The sequence below is a fragment of the Vibrio aerogenes genome (assembly GCF_024346755.1).
GTDB lineage: Bacteria > Pseudomonadota > Gammaproteobacteria > Enterobacterales > Vibrionaceae > Vibrio > Vibrio aerogenes.
In genome coordinates this window covers 3837887-3860160 of record NZ_AP024861.1, presented here as the reverse complement: position 1 = coordinate 3860160, position 22274 = coordinate 3837887, and the positions used below count along the sequence as shown (strand labels likewise).

At 45.1% G+C, this 22274-nt stretch carries 15 protein-coding genes and 5 tRNA genes; 16 read left to right on the top strand and 4 right to left on the bottom strand.

Features of this window, described 5'->3' with window-relative positions:
* Positions 1 to 8: 8 nt before the first annotated feature.
* Positions 9 to 1115, bottom strand: coding sequence for an efflux RND transporter periplasmic adaptor subunit (locus OCV29_RS17250; RefSeq protein WP_073604345.1), 1107 nt, complete (start codon positions 1113 to 1115; stop codon positions 9 to 11).
* Positions 1116 to 1397: 282 nt separating this feature from the next.
* Between OCV29_RS17250 and rep the strand changes: the two genes are divergently transcribed.
* The 14 genes from rep to OCV29_RS17180 all read left to right on the top strand — a co-directional run bounded on the left by rep (position 1398) and on the right by OCV29_RS17180 (position 12577).
* A complete protein-coding gene (rep, locus tag OCV29_RS17245; protein ID WP_073604344.1) occupies positions 1398 to 3416 on the top strand; it encodes a DNA helicase Rep in 2019 nt (672 codons plus the stop codon).
* Between the two features lie 171 nt (positions 3417 to 3587).
* Positions 3588 to 3664, top strand: a tRNA-Arg gene (locus OCV29_RS17240).
* 37 nt (positions 3665 to 3701) lie between these two features.
* Positions 3702 to 3777 (top strand) — tRNA-His (locus tag OCV29_RS17235).
* Positions 3778 to 3808: 31 nt separating this feature from the next.
* Positions 3809 to 3885 (top strand) — tRNA-Pro (locus OCV29_RS17230).
* A gap of 15 nt (positions 3886 to 3900) precedes the next feature.
* A tRNA-His gene (locus OCV29_RS17225) sits at positions 3901 to 3976 on the top strand.
* 45 nt (positions 3977 to 4021) lie between these two features.
* Positions 4022 to 4098: transfer RNA gene (locus tag OCV29_RS17220), tRNA-Pro, on the top strand.
* Between the two features lie 362 nt (positions 4099 to 4460).
* The gene (locus tag OCV29_RS17215) at positions 4461 to 5378 is read left to right on the top strand and encodes an SPOR domain-containing protein (protein WP_073604369.1); all 918 of its coding nucleotides are present in this window, start codon (positions 4461 to 4463) and stop codon (positions 5376 to 5378) included.
* 255 nt (positions 5379 to 5633) lie between these two features.
* A complete protein-coding gene (locus OCV29_RS17210) occupies positions 5634 to 6083 on the top strand; it encodes a MarR family winged helix-turn-helix transcriptional regulator (RefSeq protein WP_073604343.1) in 450 nt (149 codons plus the stop codon).
* Positions 6084 to 6173: 90 nt separating this feature from the next.
* Positions 6174 to 6599 (top strand): organic hydroperoxide resistance protein, encoded by a 426-nt coding sequence (locus OCV29_RS17205; RefSeq protein WP_073604342.1) that lies wholly within the window; start codon positions 6174 to 6176, stop codon positions 6597 to 6599.
* A gap of 296 nt (positions 6600 to 6895) precedes the next feature.
* Positions 6896 to 7456 (top strand): diaminobutyrate acetyltransferase, encoded by a 561-nt coding sequence (gene ectA / locus OCV29_RS17200; RefSeq protein ID WP_073604341.1) that lies wholly within the window; start codon positions 6896 to 6898, stop codon positions 7454 to 7456.
* A 22-nt stretch (positions 7457 to 7478) separates the two neighbouring features.
* Complete coding sequence (gene ectB / locus OCV29_RS17195; RefSeq protein ID WP_073604340.1) at positions 7479 to 8744, top strand: diaminobutyrate--2-oxoglutarate transaminase; 1266 nt, start codon at positions 7479 to 7481, stop codon at positions 8742 to 8744.
* 11 nt (positions 8745 to 8755) lie between these two features.
* Complete coding sequence (locus tag OCV29_RS17190; RefSeq protein ID WP_073604339.1) at positions 8756 to 9142, top strand: ectoine synthase; 387 nt, start codon at positions 8756 to 8758, stop codon at positions 9140 to 9142.
* Positions 9143 to 9207: 65 nt separating this feature from the next.
* Entirely contained in the window at positions 9208 to 10626 is a 1419-nt protein-coding gene (locus tag OCV29_RS17185; protein ID WP_073604338.1) for an aspartate kinase, read from the top strand.
* A 976-nt stretch (positions 10627 to 11602) separates the two neighbouring features.
* A complete protein-coding gene (locus OCV29_RS17180) occupies positions 11603 to 12577 on the top strand; it encodes a VirK/YbjX family protein (RefSeq protein ID WP_073604337.1) in 975 nt (324 codons plus the stop codon).
* A 79-nt stretch (positions 12578 to 12656) separates the two neighbouring features.
* Here OCV29_RS17180 and gorA read toward each other — a convergent pair whose 3' ends face one another.
* Both gorA and OCV29_RS17170 read right to left on the bottom strand, forming a co-directional pair.
* Positions 12657 to 14009, bottom strand: a complete 1353-nt coding sequence (gene gorA, locus OCV29_RS17175; protein WP_073604336.1) for a glutathione-disulfide reductase — start codon at positions 14007 to 14009, stop codon at positions 12657 to 12659.
* 139 nt (positions 14010 to 14148) lie between these two features.
* Complete coding sequence (locus tag OCV29_RS17170) at positions 14149 to 14988, bottom strand: 23S rRNA (adenine(2030)-N(6))-methyltransferase RlmJ (protein WP_073604335.1); 840 nt, start codon at positions 14986 to 14988, stop codon at positions 14149 to 14151.
* Between the two features lie 267 nt (positions 14989 to 15255).
* Between OCV29_RS17170 and prlC the strand changes: the two genes are divergently transcribed.
* Positions 15256 to 17298, top strand: coding sequence for an oligopeptidase A (gene prlC, locus OCV29_RS17165; protein WP_073604368.1), 2043 nt, complete (start codon positions 15256 to 15258; stop codon positions 17296 to 17298).
* Positions 17299 to 17382: 84 nt separating this feature from the next.
* Here prlC and OCV29_RS17160 read toward each other — a convergent pair whose 3' ends face one another.
* Positions 17383 to 19743 carry a phosphatase PAP2 family protein gene (locus OCV29_RS17160; RefSeq protein WP_073604334.1) on the bottom strand — a complete coding sequence of 787 codons (2361 nt, stop codon included), beginning with the start codon at positions 19741 to 19743 and terminating at the stop codon, positions 17383 to 17385.
* A 346-nt stretch (positions 19744 to 20089) separates the two neighbouring features.
* On the opposite strand from OCV29_RS17160, the gene uvrD reads away from it, so the two are divergent.
* The gene (gene uvrD / locus OCV29_RS17155; RefSeq protein WP_073604333.1) at positions 20090 to 22264 is read left to right on the top strand and encodes a DNA helicase II; all 2175 of its coding nucleotides are present in this window, start codon (positions 20090 to 20092) and stop codon (positions 22262 to 22264) included.
* The last annotated feature ends 10 nt before the right edge of the window (positions 22265 to 22274 follow it).

The window sequence follows — 22274 nt, the reverse complement described above, 5'->3', positions numbered from 1 at the left end:
TCCTCCGCTTACAACATCGGTGTTTCGGCACGAGGTGCTGTTGCATCACTTTCGACCACGTGGATTTTTACCCCATTACTCAGTCGAACCTGCCCGGATGTAACGATCTCTTCTCCGTCTTTCAAACCTGTCAGGATATGTGCAATGTAACCCCGGCGCTCTCCGACTTTCACCACACGCTGTTTCACCCTCTTTTCATCATCTTTACCACTGACGACATACACGCTGTCACCATAAAGTGTAAAGGTGATTGCTGTCTGTGGAACAATAATTTGATCGGGAATAACGGGGAGCTGAATTTGTGCATGAGCAAACATACCACTACGCAGTTTACCATCACTGTTCGGAATATTAGCCTCGATTTGAACCAGACCACTTTTGACACTGACCGCGGGCTCAATGGCCGTGATCTCACCCTTAAATGCATGGTCCGGGTAGGCATCGACACTAATTTCTACCGTCTGTCCTTTCGAGATACGCGAGATTTCAGTTTGAGGAATCGTGAAATGTAAACGCATGACACTGGTATCTTCCAGACGGACAATTGTGGTGCCTGGTTGCAGATATTGACCCAGATAAACATTCCGGATACCGACTTGTCCGGCAAAAGGCGCTTTGATTTGACGGCGGGCAATCGTTGCCTTCAGGCTTTCGATATCAGCCGATAATGAAAGGTAAGAAGCCTGTGCCTCATCGTAAGATTCCTGTGACAAAGAACCGCGTTTATACAAGCCTTTATAACGTTCAAATTTAGCTTTTGCAGCCGGTAAGCGGGCTTCAGAGCTTCTCAGCGTTGCTTGCTCAACTTTTGAATCCAGAGTCAACAGTACCTGACCTTTCTCCGCTTTATCGCCTGATTCAAATTTGATGCTATCAATCACACCACTTGATTCAGTTGTTAATGTGACACCCTGATAAGGCTCAATGAAACCAATAGCTTCAATCGTAGGTGTCCAGTCTTGCGATGAAATATTGGTGACGGTCACCGGGTAAGATGGCTCAGGCATATTTGCCATAAAGTTTGCAATCATTTTATTCTTAAACAAATTAAAGCCGATCACGCTACCGAACAATAGGATTGCGATCAGTAACATCACTGCTGTCCACTTTTTCATTTGAATCAGTCCTAAGTTTGAAAAATTCTTAAATATAGAAGATGGCCACGTTATTACGTTTGACTACTGGCACAGCATAATAAAACCAAGACACTGTTACCAGATGTATATTCAGTAATCAATTAATAAGTATATTTTATAACTTGAGCTGTAACTTACCTTTTATGCAATACACTTGTACAGCAAAAAATTGAATTATTTTCCATCAGCTTTGAACATAGTATTCAACGGCATTGCACATTATTATTACCACCGCAAAGTAAAGAGGTGATAACAGGCAAAATGAAACTCAATTCCAGTCAAGATGAAGCAGTGAAGTACATATCCGGACCATGTCTTGTCCTTGCAGGAGCCGGATCCGGAAAAACCAGAGTGATTACTAACAAAATAGCTTATCTCGTGCAGAGTTGCGGCTATAAAGCCAGATATATCGCAGCTGTCACATTTACCAATAAAGCTGCCCGGGAAATGAAAGAGCGGGTTGCACAAACGTTAGGTAAGGGAGAGGCTCGTGGCTTGATGGTTTCTACATTTCATACACTGGGACTGAATATCATCCGCCGGGAGTACAAATCTCTTGGCCTGAAAGCTGGTTTTTCCCTGTTTGATGATCAGGACCAGCTGGCTTTACTCAAAGAATTGACGGAAAAACAGCTCGACGGTGATAAGGATTTATTACGCCAGTTGCTTTCTGCCATCTCGAACTGGAAGAATGATATGTTATCTCCTGACCAGGTAAAAGCGATGGCACAAGGAGAACAACAGCAGCTGTTCGCTTTTTGCTACGAAATGTATCAGGCACAGATGAAGGCCTACAACGCGCTGGATTTTGATGACTTAATCTTAATGCCGGTGTTGTTATTCCGTAAAGATGAAGAGGTTCGGCAGCGCTGGCAGTCCCGCATTCGTTATCTGCTGGTGGATGAGTATCAGGATACCAATACCAGCCAGTACGAACTGGTGAAACTGATTGTCGGAGAAAGAGGTCGTTTTACGGTTGTGGGTGATGACGACCAGTCGATTTATTCCTGGCGGGGCGCAAAACCACAAAATCTGGTTTTACTGGGTCAGGATTATCCTCAGCTTAGATTGATTAAGCTGGAACAGAATTATCGTTCAACGAACCGGATTTTACGGGCAGCGAATATTTTAATTGCCAATAACCCACATGTTTATGAAAAATCACTGTTTTCAGCCCTGCCTGATGGTGAAATGCTGAAAGTTATTCTGGCAAATAATGAAGACCATGAAGCAGAGCGGGTTGTCGGAGAGATTATTGCTCACAAATTTATCAATCATACCGCATACCGGGATTACGCCATTTTATACCGTGGGAATCATCAGTCCCGCCTGATTGAAAAATGTCTGATGCAGAACAGGATTCCATATAAATTGTCTGGTGGTACTTCCTTTTTTGCCCGTGCAGAAATTAAAGACATGATGGCGTACTTACGGATTTTGGTAAATCCGGATGATGATAATGCATTTCTGCGCATTGTGAATACACCGCGAAGAGAGATAGGTCCGGTGACACTGGAGAAGCTGGGAACTTATGCCAATATGCGTGGTAAAAGTCTGTTTGAGTCCAGTTTTGAAATTGGTCTGGAACAAACTTTGTCAGGCAAAGGTCTGGAGAACCTGAGACGATTTACACAGTGGATTGTGTCTTTGGCTGATCAGGCTGAAAGAGGAAATACTGTTGATGTTGTCCGTGCTCTGGTCCGGGATACTCATTACGAAGACTGGCTCTATGAGACCTCTTCCAGTCCGAAAGCTGCAGAAATGAGGATGAAGAATATTTCAGATTTGTATGCGTGGATTGTGGCTGATCTGGAAGGCGATAATCCGGTTCAGGAAGTCAAATCGTTGAGGGAAGTTGTACAGCGACTAACATTGCGTGACATGATGGAAAGAGGAGAAGATGCTGACGACAGCGATGCAGTACAGTTAATGACATTACATGCTTCCAAGGGACTTGAGTTTCCATACGTTTACCTTGTGGGTTCAGAAGAAGGACTTTTACCCCATCAAACCAGCATCGATGAAGACAATATCGAAGAAGAACGACGTTTGATGTACGTTGGCATTACCCGTGCACAGCGTGAGCTGACTTTTATTGTGTGCAAGGAGCGTCGACAATTTGGTGAGTTAATTAAGCCAGCGCACAGTCGCTTTCTTGATGAACTACCGTACGATGATGTGACCTGGGAAGCACGTAAGAAAACGCTTACTCAGGAAGAAACGAAGCAAAAAGGACAAGCACATATTGCAAACCTTCGTGCGATGTTCAAGAAAGACTGAACCGGTTGATTTACCCGGACACATGATTGGTTTGTAAGAAATTCCGGCTTTTTGCCTGAATAAACCTTTTTCTGATGAAAAAGGCACCAAATAACAAAAAAATTTGAAAAAAATACTAGACGGCAAACATTGATACCCGTATCATTCCACTCCGCCGATAAGGGCATAGAAGCGCCCGTAGCTCAGCTGGATAGAGCGTTGGCCTCCGGAGCCAAAGGTCGAAGGTTCGAATCCTTTCGGGCGCGCCATTCCTCGGAGGGAATATCGGCAAAAAGAAAAATAATGGTGGCTATAGCTCAGTTGGTAGAGCCCCGGATTGTGATTCCGGTTGTCGCGAGTTCGAGTCTCGTTAGCCACCCCATTTATCGAGATGATAAATAGTGCATTTAGTTCGGTGAATAGCGCAGTTTGGTAGCGCATCTGGTTTGGGACCAGAGGGTCGGGGGTTCGAATCCCTCTTCACCGACCATTTTTCTTTTTTATGGTGGCTATAGCTCAGTTGGTAGAGCCCCGGATTGTGATTCCGGTTGTCGCGAGTTCGAGTCTCGTTAGCCACCCCATTTATTTTTATGAAGAGTAAATGGATTCCTCCAAACAATAAAATTCGGTGAATAGCGCAGTTTGGTAGCGCATCTGGTTTGGGACCAGAGGGTCGGGGGTTCGAATCCCTCTTCACCGACCATACTCAGAGCCTCAGCATTTGCTGGGGCTTTTTTATATCTGATAAAACGGAAGCTTCTGAATCGTGCAGTTTGGTGGCGCATTCATTCTTTAGCCTTTATCAATTAAGTCATCTTTGATTACGTGTTGTTGCTGCCTTTTTGTGCCTAAATGCACACAGTTCAGTTTTTGCATTGGCATCGGTATACTTTTAAGCCTAATATTTGATATAAGTGAACAAATACAATTGATTTTTCGATAAAAAATTCCATAAACTGAGTCGTATCATTATAAATGCGGCTCTTTTTTTGCATTAAATTTGAAAATATGTCTTGAATCATTTGTCTGCTCAATATATTTACAAAGGACTTTGTTGTGAAAGTGATGAGTACAATCACCAAAAGTATTTTAGGGGGCTTTGTTCTGTGCGGTTTGCTGTCGTGGACCCAGACGGCTCAGGCGCAGGATGAATTTCTGTGTGATGCAACTCAGGAATCGACACAGAAATTGCCCCTGTTGGATAAGTCCTGTCCGATTGGTCAGGGATTATGGGGGAAATCGCAGCCGAAGCGACATGACTCGGTGTTCTGGATTCAGTGTGGCATCTATGCTCACCCTATGCCCCTTACACAGGCAAAAGTATTATATAAAAACATCTCTTCAGATGTGTGGATGAAGCCTGAATCAAAAGGATATCGCTGCCTGATCGGTCCCTACGAAAGCATTATTGATGCCCGGCAGGATTTGAAGAAGATCCGGAAGCTTCCCTCGTATAAACAGTCTTTTATCCGCGAAGTGATGAAAAAAGGAAGTCAACCAGCGGCTCCGGCTAAGTCTAAAGCGAAGCTAAAGCCCAAACCTAAGGCTGCTCCGGTAAAAAAGCCACCGGTTAAGCGTCCACAGTCAGGTCCGGCGGCTTCTGCAACCGCATCGCGGCCTGCAGCAACGCATTCAACAATACAGGGTCAGCCCGAGGTTCGTAAGCGGACTGTCATTGCTAAAGTGAATTATGCGGTTCCTTTTGTCGGAACAAAGAAAGATACCCAGTTTTACATGGAATATAACAAGCCATGGAACCGACTGAGTTATGACGATGCGAAGCTGACATGTCAAAAAATTGGCATGAAACTCGCCTCTGAGCAACAATGGCAGCGATTGCGCATGTCTAAAGTGATGGAGAAAGACAAATGGCCAGTTTATCTGCCTTATTGGGGGAGAGATAAAAAAGGCCTGTTTGCCAGTGGTAAAGTGACACAACTCAAAGGGACTTCATTACTCAATGTCTTATGTGTTGATCGTTGAATTTCCCCGCTTTAACCATACTTTCCTGTTGAGTTCGATCGTGCTTTGATGTGTCTGGTTGCTGTTATTAACCAGACATAATTTCAGGTGGGTGATTTCTCCTCTCCTGTATGACTTTGATTCCTGATATTTCCGGTCTGGCTTGTTCATCTCAAAGAAATTATATTTTTAACCATTGTATAGTGCACTATTTAGTAGTAAGCTTTATTTGATGACAGGGTCAGATGACCAAGACACAGAGTAAGGAAGAGAAGGGTGGATACATCTGATAAAACACAGTGGTTGAATTTGGACAAGCAAGTCTGTTTTGCTTTGTATTCAGCGTCACTTGCAATGAATAAACTTTATCGTAAGGTATTAAAACCACTGGGGTTAACTTATTCTCAATATCTGGTTCTTCTGACATTGTGGCAACAGGATGGTTTATCTGTTTCTTCTATTGGTGAGCAGTTGTTTTTGGATTCAGCAACACTGACTCCCTTGCTCAAGCGCATGGAATCTGCAGAGCTGGTGATTCGTCAGCGCTCTGAGCAGGATGAGCGCCATGTTATTATTTATCTGACCGACAAAGCAAAGTCGCTCCGGGCACAAGCAGTTCATATACCCGAACAAGTGATGTGTTCAACAGCTTGTGACGCAGATGCCTTACTGGAGATGAAAGCAAACCTCGAAATGTTGCGGAATAATATTTTAGACAGACTATGATTTATCCTGGTATCAGGCTGTCTTGATTTAACAACTAAGTAGTTCGCTATTTAATTGCTAGCGACTAAAATTAAATATATGGAGTCAATAATGTCTTTAGAAAAAGTTCTTTATACTGCTCAGGCATCTGTTTCTGGTGGTCGTGATGGCCGGGCAACTGCCGATGATCAAATGATTGATTTGAAGTTAACCACCCCAAAAGCATTGGGTGGAGCGGGGAATGAAGGTACTAACCCTGAACAGCTGTTTGCTGCAGGTTATGCGGCCTGTTTTACCGGTGCATTAAAGCTGGTTGCTTCACAACAAAAAGTGGCTATACCTGATTCAGCTAAGATTGAGGGACTGGTGGGAATTGGTCCAATTCCTCAGGGATTTGGCATTGAAGTTGAACTGCGCATCAGTATTCCTGGTATGGAAAAATCTCTGGCTGAAGAGTTAGTGAATAAAGCACATGAAGTTTGTCCATATTCGAATGCAACCCGCGGAAATATTGATGTACGTCTGACTATCGTATAAGTCTGTCCCATTCTCCTCAGTTTTTGTGCTTTACGCAGCCCTTCATGATCGAAGGGCTTTTTTGTCTTTTGAGTTTATTGCACATTTCTCCAGAAGAAAATTTGATCATTTTTAAGATTAAGACTAACGTTAATTGTTTACTATTCTAAATATTACACATCTAATGATAATGTCATCATATTGTCTCTTAAATGCCATTTTACTTAATTTTTTGTGATTTTTTTAGACTTTACTTGATCTAAATTGCTCATTGTGTATCCTTGTTAGGGTGTTAATTAATTAGAGTTCTAAACATTATGCGTCAATCAATCGTGACTGCAACACCTTGGATCTCACAAGCAGACATTCGGGATGAAGAAGATGCGTCGTGGCGTTTTCGTACGCCTTGCCTGGATGATGGTGATGGGATTCACCAGTTGATAGCGGCCTGTCCGCCTTTGGATGTCAACTCTTCCTATTGTAATTTTCTTCAGTCTTCTCATTTCAACAGTACCTGCGTTCTTGCAGAACGTGATCAAGCGGTTGCCGGTTTTATTTCTGCTTACCGGAAGCCAGAGTCTCCTGATGAGCTATTCATCTGGCAGGTCGCTGTCGCGCCACGCTTTCGTGGTCAGGGACTGGCATTCCGGATGTTGCAGAATTTGCTGAAGCGTCCTTCGCTCTGCAAGGTTGCTGTGGTGGAAACAACGATCACTGAAGACAACCAAAGTTCTTGGGCCTTGTTTAAAAAGCTGGATAAAGCGCATGGCTTGCAGGGAAGTGTTTCCACTTTTCTGGATGAAAACCGGCATTTCAAAGGCAAGCACGATACTGAGTTTTTGTATCGCATTCCCCTGAATTGTTCATCTGAAAAATAATAAAGACAGAAAGGATTAAAACATGGATATTTTCCATCAAAAAGAATCAAAGGTTCGCTCGTATTCCAATCATTTTCCGGTTGTTTTTACCCAGGCAAAAGGTTGCTGGCTGGAGACTGAGGATGGTCATAAGTATCTCGATTTTCTTTCCGGGGCTGGTGCCCTGAATTACGGCCATAATAACGATGCATTGAAACAGGCCTTACTGGATTATATAGAGCGGGATGGTTTGACACATGGCTTAGATTTGTATTCGCAGGCAAAAGCAGATTTTTTAACTGCACTAACGCAATATATTCTTGAGCCCCGTTCACTGGATTATAAAGTTCAGTTTACCGGTCCAACGGGAACCAACGCTGTCGAAGCTGCTATGAAGCTGGCCAGAAAGGTCACTGGCCGAACCAATATCATCGCCTTTACCAATGGATTTCATGGATGTAGTTCAGGCGCTTTGGCTGCAACAGGTAATCAGCATCACCGGGGTGGAGCTGGAATGGCGTTATCCGGAATAACCCGGATTCCTTATGACGATTATGCCGATGTCGATGGTTTGACACTCCTTGAAACGATGTTAAATGACAATTCAAGCGGTCTGGATAAACCTGCAGCAGTATTGTTAGAAGTCGTGCAGGGCGAAGGTGGGTTAAATGCTGCATCTAATCTGTGGCTACAAAGGTTGCGCCGGATTTGTACTGCTCATGGCGTCCTGATGATTGTCGATGATATTCAGGCTGGCTGTGGCCGGACCGGTACTTTCTTCAGTTTCGAACCTGCCGGAATCGTGCCTGATATGGTGACGCTATCGAAATCAATTGGAGGTTACGGATTGCCGATGGCGATCGTGTTATTGAAGCCTGAACTCGATCAGTGGTTGCCCGGAGAGCATAACGGTACTTTCCGGGGAAATAACCATGCCTTTGTCACCGCGGCCAAAGCACTGGAAACCTATTGGGCTGACCACACATTTGAACGTCATATCCGTCAGCGTTCAGAGCAGGTCAACCGTTCATTGAATAAGGCGCTTGATCTGTATCCTAATTTGTTTAGTCAAGTGAAAGGCCGGGGATTGATGAAGGGGATTGCCTGTAAAAATGGTGAGATAGCTGCGGCTATTTCAGAAGGCTGTTTTCATGATGGCATGATTATCGAAACGGCCGGGCCTGATGATGAAGTGGTGAAATTTTTCTGTCCGCTGACTATTACTGAAGCTGAGCTGGCTCAGGGATTGGACATCTTTACCGGTGTGGTCGCAGAAGTGTCTTCAAAAATAACCAAAAAAGCATCATAAGGAAGGATCATATGATTGTCAGAACATTAGCAGAATGTCAGAACAGTGAACGTCGTGTCGTTGCAGAAAACTGGGAAAGTGTCCGGATGATTCTCAAAGACGATAATGTCGGTTTTTCATTTCATATTACAACGATTTACCAGGGCACAGAGACACATATTCATTATCAGAATCATCTGGAATCTGTGTATTGCATGTCTGGTGAAGGTGAAATTGAAGTGGTGAACGGGAAAACCTATCCGATTAAACCGGGCACCATGTATCTGCTTGATCAACATGATGAACATTATCTGCGTGCGGCTGAGGGCTCGGATATGGTGATGGCGTGTGTATTCAACCCGCCGATTACGGGCGCTGAAGTCCATGATGAACATGGCGTTTATCCATTAGTTGAATAAATTTCTTTTCTGATTCATTCAATAAAACAATCAAGCACGAGAAAGTAAATTACAAGGATAACTATATGACTTATACCGTAGAGAAAATCGGCGGTACATCGATGTCAGCGTTTGACGCTGTTTTTGATAATATTTTATTACGTCCGGATGACCCGTATCACAGAGTTTTTGTTGTTTCTGCATACGCCGGAATGACAGACGCGTTACTTGAATGTAAGCGCTCAGGGAAGCCGGGTATTTACCGGTATGTTGCCAGACGTGATGCCGCGTGGCGGGACGCAATCTCTGAGCTGGAGCAACGTATGCTTCTGATCAATGAAAACATGTTTGCCGACCCTTTTCACCGGATTCAGGCGGACCAGTTTATAAAGACCCGTCTGAAAGAAGCGAAGAACTGTATTGAGAATATTCTGGAGACCTGTCAGTACGGTCAGTTTACTTTGCAAAAATATCTGCCGCAGATTCGAGAGTTTTTATCTTCGATCGGTGAAGCGCACAGTGCTTATAACACTGCTCTGAAGTTAAACACTCTCGGCATCCGGGCAAAGTTTATTGACTTGTCAGGCTGGAACAATGAGTTGAAAGGCAATTTGGATGAAGTCATTCATCAAACTTTTGAGTCGATTGATGTCACGAAAGTGCTGCCGGTTATCACTGGTTACGCCTATTGTGATGAAGGCTTAATGAAAACTTATGATCGTGGCTACAGTGAGATGACATTCAGCCGGATCGCCTGTCTGACCGGTGCTGATCAGGCCATTATTCATAAAGAATATCACCTCAGTAGTGCGGATCCGAAGATTATCGGACCGGGACTCGTTTTCCCGATTGGTCAGACAAACTTTGATGTCGCGGATCAGCTGGCCGCTTTAGGTATGGAAGCCATTCACCCGAATGCAGCTTCCGGGCTTCGTCAGCATAATATTCCTCTGAGAATTAAAAACACATTTGAACCTGAACATGACGGCACACTGATCAGTAATCAGTTCCAGCCTGCGGATGATAAAATTGAAATCATCGCCGGTAAGCGTAAAGTGTTTGCGCTGCATATTTTCGATCAGAGCATGGTTCGGGAAGTTGATAATGTGAGTTGTGAAGTGATGGAAATTATTTCGGATGCTCATGTCACGTTGATTAGTAAAGAAATGAATGCAAATTCGATCACTTATTACCTGAGCGGTAGCACAGAGATTCTGGATGAAGTGATGCTCCGGACCCGACAGCACTTTCCTGACTCGTCTGTGACAGGATCGATGGTGGCATTGATTTCTGTGACCGGCGCCTTGATTAATACAAATACGGTATTGAGCCAGGGGGTGCGGGCTTTGACCGATGATCAGATTTCTCCGCTTGCAGTCTATGCATCGATGCGGCATGTGAGTGTTCAGTTTGTCGTCAGTGATGATGAGTATGAATCCAGTATTCGGGTACTGCATCAAACATTTTGTAGTAAAAAGTATGAGCGACCCCGTCGCGTTGCCTGAGCCGCTAAAGGAAACAGAAGACCCGCCTCCCGGCGGGTCTTCTGTTTCTTGAACCGGATTTGTTGATGACGCTCAGAATACTGTATCCTGAGGTCACTTGGGTGTATTAATATTAGTTAATGGTGCATAACTAATATTTATATAGTTCTGTTAAAATACCAGGAAGACATATATTTTATATATTATTGCCTCAGTATTATTTTACATAAAATATAAAAATTAATGATAATTCTCAAATGAATCACTCCAGTCAATAATTTTTCAGTCTCTGAATAATCTATTATAAAAATAATGTTGTAGAATGATTAAATGGTTGGAGCCATTAGAAAAATAAAAGGTTTGGTAGTCCATGTAGTTAATAAAGATGTGGCAGACCATGCGAAACTATTGCCTTATTCAGAAAGGCTTTAGCGGCTGGCTTATCACTAATCAGGACTGAGATAATAATTGATGATATGGCCATGCCAGCCTCCCGTACGATAGTCACAGAACCACTCCCCACTCCCTCTGAATTTCTTTAATCTATTGAAAAGTAAACTTTTAAGCGAGATGTTAGCGCATGGTTGCCAATTGTCGGTCACCCAGGCAGATATCGAGCACAGACGCGCATAAACCCATCCTTAGGGCTCTGCCGCGTAAGGTCTGCTTATCGATATCTGCCTCGTTACCAAAAGTGGCGCATATTTAAGAACAGGTATTTAGCGGCGAAATAACCACTTTTAAACATCAAAATTCAAAATATAAAATGGAAATTGAGAGAAATATTCATTTAAAGCTTCGGAGTTTACGATAGAACTCAATGATCACCGATGATAATAAAATTTTTACATATGAAATAAATTATTCATAAAAATGTAAATAAAAGTAGTTTTAAAAAGAAATAATATACAACAAAATTGAACGGTGTTTTATTTATTAATTCAGTCAATGTTTTCGTGCATCAATTTATTAATAATAATTATTCAATGAGGTTTATATGAATGGTGTTTGTTATATTTCAAGAATGATAGAATTATCTACACAAATATACGATGAAGATAAAGGCATAAAAAAAATCAGAAAAATTGTAAGGTTCATTCTGTTTAGTCTGATAAAAAGGCACCATTTTAAAGCTTTGGAAAATTTATTATTTTCTGACCCTAATCTCAGCCAATCAATACCGTATATTTCATCCGTGTTTGAAATGTCATTCATGCCCTACGGTTGTGTCACATGGTCTGCGAAACAGCGAATTACAGCCCGGATACATCATTATAATTTAATCAGTCAGATTTTTACGACAAAAACACCATTGCTATTATCGCCACAAGGTATTGACCTGCTGAAACTCTCAGACAGGGAGGGGGATGTTTATACGCTGAATCTTTTCCGGGGAAACATCAAAGAAGGTTCTCTTGGAATCCGGTTGTATGGTGGGTTTGGCACTATTTATAGCCTGTCTTTTACACTGTTTCAGGAACAGGACGGAAGATGGACAATGCATATCGGTGCTGTCCAGGGCCCTCGCGGGGATTGTAGTGACCGCAAGGCATGTATCAAAACACTCACCCGATCATTCCATGGTTTGAGACCCAAATCTTTTATTCTGGAAACCACATTGATGCTGGCCAGAGAGTGGAACATCGATCAAGTTCAGGCTGTATCGGGTAAAGGACATGTCTATCAGGCATTACGTTATCAGTCCTCGAAAGCAAGAAAAGTCAAATTTGACTACGATACTTTTTGGGAAGAACACCACGCCATCCGTTTGAATAAACACCTTTTTGCGGTTCCATTAACGCTTCCCCGCAAAGAGCCGGACACATTAAACCGCAGTAAAAGGAAACTCTATACGAAACGATATCAATTTCTGGATGAATTAAACCAGCAATTGCATGAAGCACTGTCAGGGCTGACAGGTTATGAACCATATAAGCCATGCGTCCCTGAGCCATCATTAAATCCGGTGTAGAGAGCTACTTGTTCTGTATCTGTTGATCTGCCGCATCTTTCACTCTGTTTGCGGCAGATCCGATTTTCCAGACTCCGGTCTACATGGTGACAAATTCTTCCGAACCGGTAGGGTGAATGGCAACGACTGAGTCAAAATCTGCTTTAGTTGCGCCCATCTTCATTGCAACCGCAAATCCCTGAATCATTTCATCTACGGTAAAACCAATCCCGTGCAGGCCAACGACTTTTTCATCTGCTCCGGCGCAAACCAGTTTCATCCGGCATGGTTGGCGGTGGGCTGTGACTGCGGTGTACATCGCAGTGAAAGAAGACGTGTAGACTTTGACGTTGTCTTCACCATATTGCGCAATTGCTTCAGGCTCTGTCAGGCCAATCGTACCGATAGGGGGATGGCTGAAGACCACGGTCGGGACCAGATTGTAATCCATTTTCGCATCAGGTTTGTTGTTGAACAGGCGCTCGGAAAGCTGGCGACCGGCTTTGACAGCGACCGGTGTCAGCTCTATACCACCTTCCATGATGTCACCGACGCAGTAGATGCCCGGAACGTTGGTTTGCTGGAATTCATCGACTTTGATGTAACCACGATCATTGGTTTCAACGCCTGTGGCTGCCAGGTTAATCGCATCGGTTGCCGGATGACGGCCAATCGCCCAGATTAATGTGTCCACATTCTGGCTGCTGCCGTTTTCCAGATGAAGTGTCAGGCTACCATCCGCTTCTTTGACGATTTCTTTCGGCACAGAGTTTGTGTGCAGTGTCGGGCCTTCTTCATTCATCACTTCCACTAATGTCTCAATCACCATCGGATCGAAGCTGCGAATCGGAGATTGTTTCCGGCAGAACAGGTGAGTTTCGCTACCCAGTGCATGTAATACACCGGCGATTTCTACCGCAATATAACCTGCCCCAATCACAGCAACCCGCTTCGGTTGTTCTTGCAACTCAAAGAAACCATTGGAATCAATACCATATTCTGCACCAGGAACATTCGGGATGCTTGGCCGGCCACCTACCGCAATCAGGATATGATCGGCTGTGTAATGTTCACCGTTGACTTCGACTGTTTTGACATCGATGAATTTGGCAAAACCACGAATGACTTCCACCTTATTGTTTCCTAACACCCGGTCATAAGACTGATGAATCCGGCCAATATAAGCCTGACGACTTTCTACCAGAGTGGACCAGTTAAAGTTGTTCAGGGTTGCGTCAAAGCCATAATCTTTTGCGTAGAGCTTGATGGCTTCAGCAACCTGAGCACCGTGCCACATCACTTTTTTCGGCACACATCCGACATTGACGCAGGTGCCACCCAGGTCTTTTGCTTCGATGAGCGCAACTTTTGCACCGTATCTTGCAGCTCTGTTTGCAGAAGCGATACCGCCACTTCCGCCGCCAATACATATGTAATCAAAATGTGTTGCCATGACTTTCTCCGTTTGATTCCGTGGCTTTGAGGCCCAATGATTCTGTTTCGGTTAATTGGATATATTAGTTTATTCGTCTGTGTCTGAAGTTCCGTAAATCGTACAACTTAAGGCACCTTGGGTTATATATTGGTCCGTTTTACTCCGGAACAACCCATTTCAGCGTGAAATGGCCTGTTGCCGGTGCAATTTTTTCTTTCAGAAACGGTAGCAGCTTTTCCATCTGACTTTCCAGTTTCCAGGGCGGATTGATGACGATCATACCGGATGCGGTCATGCCTCTTTCCGTTGTATCAGGAGAAACGCCCAGTTCAATCTGCAAAATTTTCCGGATACCTGAATTTTTCAGGCCCGTCAGCATGTCATCGATATTTTCCCGGTATACGACCGGATACCAAATCGCATAAATCCCGGTTGCCCAGCGCTTGTGTGCTTCAATTATCGCTTTTACGGTATCTCTGTACTCAGTTGCAAGCTCGTATGGCGGATCAATCAGAACCAATCCACGGCGTTCTTTGGGGGGAAGGCTGGCTTTCAGGCGGGTAAATCCATCTTCTTTAAAAATCCTGACCTGGCGATCCCGCTGGAATTCCTGCGCCAGCAATGGATAATCACTGGGATGAAGTTCGGTCAGAACCATCCGGTCCTGTGGACGAATCAATGCCCGTCCGACAAGGGGAGAACCGGGGTAATAGCGGAGAATGTTTGGCTGATTCAGCCGGGCAACACTTTCCTGATAAGGATTCAGCTCAGTTGGTAAATCCGGCTGTTGCCAGATACGACCGATGCCCAGCTTGTATTCTCCTGTTTTCTCTGACCACTCGTGATTCAGGTCATAGCGTCCGGCACCGGAATGGGTGTCATGATAGACGAAGGGTTTTTCTTTCTGTTTTAACGCATCCAGAATCAGGCTCTGAACGATATGTTTGAGGACATCGGCATGATTGCCGGCATGAAAACTGTGGCGATAACTAAGCAAAATTAATTCTCTGGTTCTGCATCGGGAAATGCTGATTATATACTCAAGTGGACTGAAGATGCAGTGTTCTGATCCGCCCTGTTTACCGGTAAGCCGGAGGCATTGATTGGCTGACTTTGGTATGGTGCTATTGAAAATTGCTGATCATACCTATATTTAGTAACTATGTTACCGGATATGTGTCCGGCGTTATTGATTCATGCACAACAGCCTTTGCATCTTCATTGTCCGGAAGATGGTATGGTTAAACATCAAAAGGAATGTCTTATGTCGAACCCATTGCTTACCTTTACGGATTTACCTCCGTTTTCGCAAATCAAACCTGAACATGTAAAGCCAGCTGTTGAGCAGGTGATTGAAACATGCCGCCAGCGGATTGAGCAGGTTTTACAGGATAATGAAAATCCATCCTGGGAAAATCTGGTGGCGCCGATTGAAGAAGCGGATGATTGGCTGAGCCGTATCTGGTCGCCAGTGAGTCATATGAATTCTGTCGTGAACAGTGAAGCACTGCGTGAAGCGTATGAAAGTTGTCTGCCCATTTTATCTGAATATGGCACTTGGGTTGGGCAGCACAAAGGATTGTACGAAGCTTATCTGAAAATTCATGACAGTGAGGCTTTTGCCGGGTTAACACAGGCGCAGAAGAAGACCATTCAGGATGCACTGCGTGATTTTAAATTGTCAGGGATCGGCCTGCCGGTAGCAGAACAGAAACGCTATGGTGAAATCAGTAAGCGGATGTCGGAGCTGGGGTCAAAATTCTCAAATAATGTGCTGGATGCAACCATGGGCTGGACCAAACACATTACCGATGAAAAAGCACTGTCCGGTATGCCTGAAAGCGCAATGGCCGCAGCAAAAGCAGCGGCAGAAGCGAAAGAGCTGGAAGGTTATCTGCTGACGCTGGAAATGCCTTCTTATCTGCCGGTGATGACTTATTGTGATAACCGTGAGCTGAGGGCTGAAATGTATGAAGCTTTCGTGACCCGGGCTTCAGATCGCGGGCCAAATGCAGGCCAGTGGGATAATACAGAAATTATGGCTGAAGAGCTGAAACTGCGTTACGAAATTTCCCGTATATTGGGTTTTAATAACTACAGTGAAAAATCTCTGGCAACAAAGATGGCCGAAACGCCGGAACAGGTGTTGAGTTTTCTCAATGATCTGGCAAAACGGGCGAAACCTCAGGGTGAAAGAGAAGTTGAAGCGCTGCGTCAATTTGCCAAAGATGAATTTGGGGTTGAAGAACTGGCGCTGTGGGATATAGCTTATTACAGCGAAAAGCAAAAACAGCACTTATTTGATATTTCAGATGAAATGCTCCGGCCTTATTTCCCGGAACAGAAAGTGATCAGCGGGTTGTTTGAAGTCCTGAAGCGTGTTTTTGGGATGACAGTAAAAGCGCGTGAAGGTGTGGACACCTGGCATGAATCTGTCCGGTTCTATGAAATCTACGATGCTCAGCAGCAGTTACGTGGCAGCTTCTATTTAGATTTGTATGCCCGTGAACATAAACGTGGCGGTGCATGGATGGATGATTGCCGGGGACGCCGGATCACGGCTGATGGCAAGTTACAAACGCCGGTGGCTTATCTGACCTGTAATTTCAACAAACCTGTGGGTGATAAGCCTGCACTGTTTACCCATGATGAAGTCGTGACTTTGTTCCATGAATTTGGTCATGGTATTCATCATATGTTGACTCAGGTTGATGTGGGTGCAGTGGCCGGAATTAGTGGTGTGCCATGGGATGCCGTTGAACTGCCAAGCCAGTTCCTGGAGAATTGGTGCTGGGAAGAAGATGCGCTGGCATTTATTTCCGGTCACTACGAAACCGGTGAACCATTACCGAAAGAGATGCTTGATAAAATGCTGGCAGCGAAGAACTTCCAGTCTGCGATGTTTATTTTACGTCAGCTTGAGTTTGGTCTGTTTGACTTCACACTGCATCACGACTATGACCCTGAGGTCGGTCCGAGGGTACTGGAAACTTTGGCAGAGGTGAAGGCAAAAGTTGCCGTGTTACCTGCACTTGAGTGGAATCGCTTCTCCCATAGTTTCGCGCATATTTTTGCTGGTGGATATAGTGCTGGTTACTACAGCTACTTGTGGGCAGAAGTGCTGTCTTCTGATGCATTCTCCCGCTTTGAAGAAGAAGGCATCTTTAATCCGGAAACCGGATTAAGCTTCCTGAACAATATCCTTGAAATGGGAGGGAGTGAAGAGCCAATGGAACTGTTTAAGCGTTTCCGTGGCCGTGAACCTCAGATTGATGCGCTGTTACGTCATGCTGGTATTGCAGCTTAACATCATAAGACTGTTATTGGGTCGTGAATAAAAAAAGCCCGGCGATTTCATATTCGCCGGGCTTTTTGTTGTTTAACTATTTGTTCAGGCTTTTGGAGAGACAGTCACTGTTGCGCCAGTATCTGAATAGCTGATGCTGACATCATAAGCGGTGCTGCTTGCATCCGTTGCTTCCACTGCCGCGAAAGTTCCTTCCAGATGAGCCGATGAAAGCACCGTATAAGTCGTCGCTGCTGTCAGTACCGGAACATTCAGCGTCAGCGTTGTACTGCTGCCCGTCAGATAAATCCCTTTCGAAGCATGAAGCTGTGCATTGTTGGTCAGATCCAGTGCCAGTTCTCCGTCAGTCTGTACAAAGTCAGAAACCGTCAGAATACCTTTGCTGCTGTCTGATGCGCCGTCGTCAATGGAGACTTTAACTGTACCGCCCTGCTGGTAAAGTGTACCGTTACCAAATGCCGTGCCTGATGTGCCAACCAGCGTACCTGCGTCTACGACTGTTCCGCCACTGTAGGTGTTTGCACCTTCAAGGAATAGCACACCCGTTCCGTCTTTCTCAAGACGACCCTGACCTGAAATGTCATTCCGCCAGTGATCTTGAGCATTAAATCCGCCTTTGCTCAAATCCATGTACACAGAGACATTACCATCAAATGTACCGTAACCATCAGCTGCATCAACCAGATTCAGCCGACCCCAGCCGCGAGACTTGTTAATCACAGGATAGTTTGAATCGATTTCAGTTGATGCAAGAACGACACGTCGTTGGTCTGCATCCAGATAAGGGAAACGTGTTTCCAGCAAGACTTCCGCACCTTTTGGCACTTCAGGGTCTTTGCTTGCTTCATCCAGTTTGCTGAAACCGTAAGTCATGTAAGCTTTGTAGCGTGCTTTCATGGCTGCACGATCAGCATAGTTGTCTGTTTTGCCACGACATGGATTGGTTGTGTTGGTTGTACAGTGAGCAAAGTCATAAGCGTTATCGTAACCGGCAGCCACTGCTTTCGTCGTGAAATAGCTGTTCGCTTGTGTGAATGCATTGTTTGCAATCGTTGCATTCGCGGCGTCAGACAATGTTGCCGCTGTAATTGCCGTTGCCATGATTCGGCCACCGATGACATCCAGTGGTGAGTGCATGCCTGCAACAATCCGGTTTTGTCCTAAATCACCGGCACGGGCTACCATTTCAGCAAAACGCTCAGGGATTGCATAAGCATAACCCAGACCGCGGTCGAACGCCTCAGCTGTGTGACCACTTGGGAAAGCCCCATCTTTTGCACGGCTTGAGTAGGTCACTGTCGCCAGCGGAGATGCACTAAAATCATACCCTTCGCTATAACCGCCGCTGTCTTTCGCACGGTAAGTGGTTCGGGCCGCACACAGCAGGCCCGACATTGGTTCTACAATCGGATTGGCTGGACGTTCGTAGTATTTTGCTGTATCCGTTGAGCCGTCTAAATTCAGGCAACTGACCTGATCCAGTGTGGTCAGATCGCTGATAGTGCTGTAAACCGAAGCCGATGCATCATTGAATGCAGGGACGTCATAGTCATCTTTGCTGATGCGCCACGGACGGGGTGATTCGAAGTGATACTTTGGTGCTTCACTCGATGCGCCATAGGCAGCGATTGTCTGAAGTAAAGTGACTACGTTGCTTAATGCTGTTGCACTCCCATCCAGTGTGGTGGTGCCGTATCCGGTTTTTGTATAACTGGCCAGTTTTGTGTTCAGGCTTTTATTATATGTTGCAGCGGTCACATCAACGGTTGTCACCTGGCCGTCATTGTCTGTCAGTGTCACATTATTGTTGCTGTCTGTACCATATGAAGAGTGAGAGTTTGCACCGGAATGGTAATCGTCGGCGAGCGGACCTAACCCTGAAGTGAGACTGAAACCTTTATCCCGCTGATCATCCAGATAGGCGCTGACCATGGCTGCTTTGTCACTGCGGTCAACGTCTGGTGTTGATTGTCCCTGACGTGTCAGCGTCGTGACATAATCAAAGTTCTCTTTCCAGACCTGCATATCCCGGATGACATCGTTCGAGAAGTCAAACGGAATTGCCAGTGTCGTGCTGTTTGAGCCGCCACCTTCAACACCGCTGTTACCATTCACGACTGTCAGGGTGTTGGAACCGTTGCTTGCCCAAACATCATCACCCGCATACCAGATATCATCAAAGCCGCTCAGAATCTGGATGATTGGGTTCTTATCCGGGTTGTAAGCATCCGTGTTGTGTTTGTCATTTGTTGTTGGGATATCACCATCAACGATAGCTACGTTGGTGCCACTTAATACCGGCTCACTGATAGTGACAGTACCTGATTTGCCCGTTGGCATTCCCGGATTTGTATAGGTGGTTTGATTATCAGAAGAGTTACATGCAGCCAGTGCCAGCGTAATCGCAGACAGCGCAAAGATGCGGGTTTGTGATTGATGATTCATGATGGATGAGTATCCTTACCTGTAAAATTCATACATTGAAGCCCTGATGCATAGATCAAGTGATCCTGAGTATCAGAGGCAAAGTTTCCAGCTATAAAAAGACAAAGTTTTCTTTAATCGAATGGAAAACTATCAGCGAAGAATGAATGAATCGTGAAGCTTGTATGACGTATTTGTTAACGTATTGAATACGTTATAAACAGAAATGCAGTGAATGAGCTCATCCTGTTGAAATCTGAATCCGGAGGTTGTCCGGTTATAAAAGATATTGAAGTCATACGAGCATCTTGAGGTGGTTTGAGTATATAATCATCTTCTTTCTGTATAAATAAACAGTGATATCATCATGATGGATCCTTCTCTTTTACTCGATGGCCTGAACGACAAACAGCGTGATGCTGTGGCCGCCCCGTTGCAGAATTTACTGATACTTGCTGGTGCCGGAAGTGGTAAAACCCGGGTTCTGGTTCACCGGATAGCCTGGCTTATCTCTGTCGAAGAGGCTTCTCCTTTCTCTGTCATGTCGGTCACGTTTACGAATAAAGCTGCTGCTGAAATGCGGGGGCGAATCGAAGCATTGATGATGGGCAGTGCTTCCGGCATGTGGAATGGGACATTCCATGGTATTTGCCACAGGATTCTCCGGGCGCATTATATGGATGCCAAGCTTCCTGAAGATTTCCAAATCATTGATTCAGAAGATCAGATGCGCCTGATTCGCCGGCTGATAAAAGCGCAGAATCTGGATGAGAAGCAGTGGCCAGCCCGGCAGGTTTCCTGGTGGATCAACGGGAAGAAAGATGAAGGGTTGCGACCAAAACATATTGAAACTTATCAGGATCCGGTGACGGCGACGTATTTGCGGATCTATCAGGCTTATCAGGAAGCTTGTGACCGGGCCGGATTGGTTGACTTTGCTGAGATTCTGCTGCGTACCCTTGAGTTGTTACGTGAAAATAAATTTATCCGGGAGCATTATCAGGCCCGGTTTAAACATATTCTGGTCGATGAATTTCAGGACACAAACAATATTCAGTATGCCTGGCTGCAATTGATGGCCGGGCCGGAATGCCATGTCATGATTGTTGGTGACGATGATCAATCAATTTATGGCTGGCGGGGTGCGAAAGTTGAGAATATTGAAAAGTTCTCCAGAGAATTTGCCAGTGTGAATACCATTCGCCTTGAGCAGAACTACCGCTCAACCCAAACCATTCTTGAAGCTGCAAACACCCTGATATCTAACAATACCGAACGCATGGGTAAAAACCTGTGGACGGAAGGGCAGGAAGGTGAACAGATTTCGGTTTACTCAGCTTACAACGAACTGGATGAAGCCCGGTTTGTCGTCAATAAAATTAAGGTCTGGCAGGAAGAAGGCGGTGAGCTGAATAATACGGCATTACTTTACAGAAATAATGCCCAATCGCGGGTATTAGAAGAAGCGTTAATTCAGTCCGGACTTCCTTACCGGATCTATGGTGGTATGCGATTCTTCGAACGTCAGGAAGTCAAAGATGCCCTGTGTTATCTGCGTTTAATGTCTAACCGCAATGATGACGCTGCATTTGAGCGAGTGGTCAATACACCGACACGAGGTTTAGGAGAAAAAACCCTGGAAACGGTGCGTTTTGCTGCCAGAGACCGGGGGTGTACGTTATGGCAGGCCAGTGTTGCGTTGCTGGAAGAAAAGGTGCTGGCAGGACGTGCTGCCGGTGCAATGGGCCGGTTTATTGAGCTGATTGATGCCTTAGAGGATGATACCAGCGAGATGACACTGCATCGCCAGACAGACCATGTCATTCATGCTTCCGGCCTGTATACCATGTATGAACAGGAAAAAGGGGAGAAGTCGAAAGCAAGACTTGAAAACCTTGAGGAGCTGGTCACAGCAACGCGCCAGTTTGAAAAACCTGAAGAGGCGGAAGAGATGAGCATGCTGGTGGCCTTTCTGACTCATGCAGCGCTTGAATCCGGAGAAGGGCAGGCTGATGAATTTGAAGATGCTGTTCAGCTGATGACGCTTCATAGTGCCAAAGGGCTGGAGTTCCCGCTTGTGTTTATGGTTGGTGTCGAGGAAGGGATGTTCCCGAGTCTGATGTCTGCGGAAGAAGCCGGGCGTTTGGAAGAAGAACGCCGTCTTTGCTACGTCGGTATGACGCGCGCCATGCAAAAACTTTATATCACTTATGCAGAAATGCGCCGGTTATATGGTCAGGACAAATACCATAAACCATCACGTTTTATTCGTGAGTTACCCGAAAAGTGCCTTGATGAAGTCCGGATGAAAGCACAGGTGAGTCGTCCGGCAAGTCATGGACGCTTTAGTCAGAAGACGGTGAAAGAGAACTTCAATGAGACCGGCTTTTCTTTGGGAAACCGGGTTAAACATCCTAAATTTGGTGAAGGTACCATTATCAATTTTGAAGGGGCCGGACCTCAGAGCAGAGTTCAGGTTGCATTTAATGGTGAAGGAATTAAGTGGCTGGTGACCGCTTATGCAAAACTGGAACTGATATAATCTTGTTTTT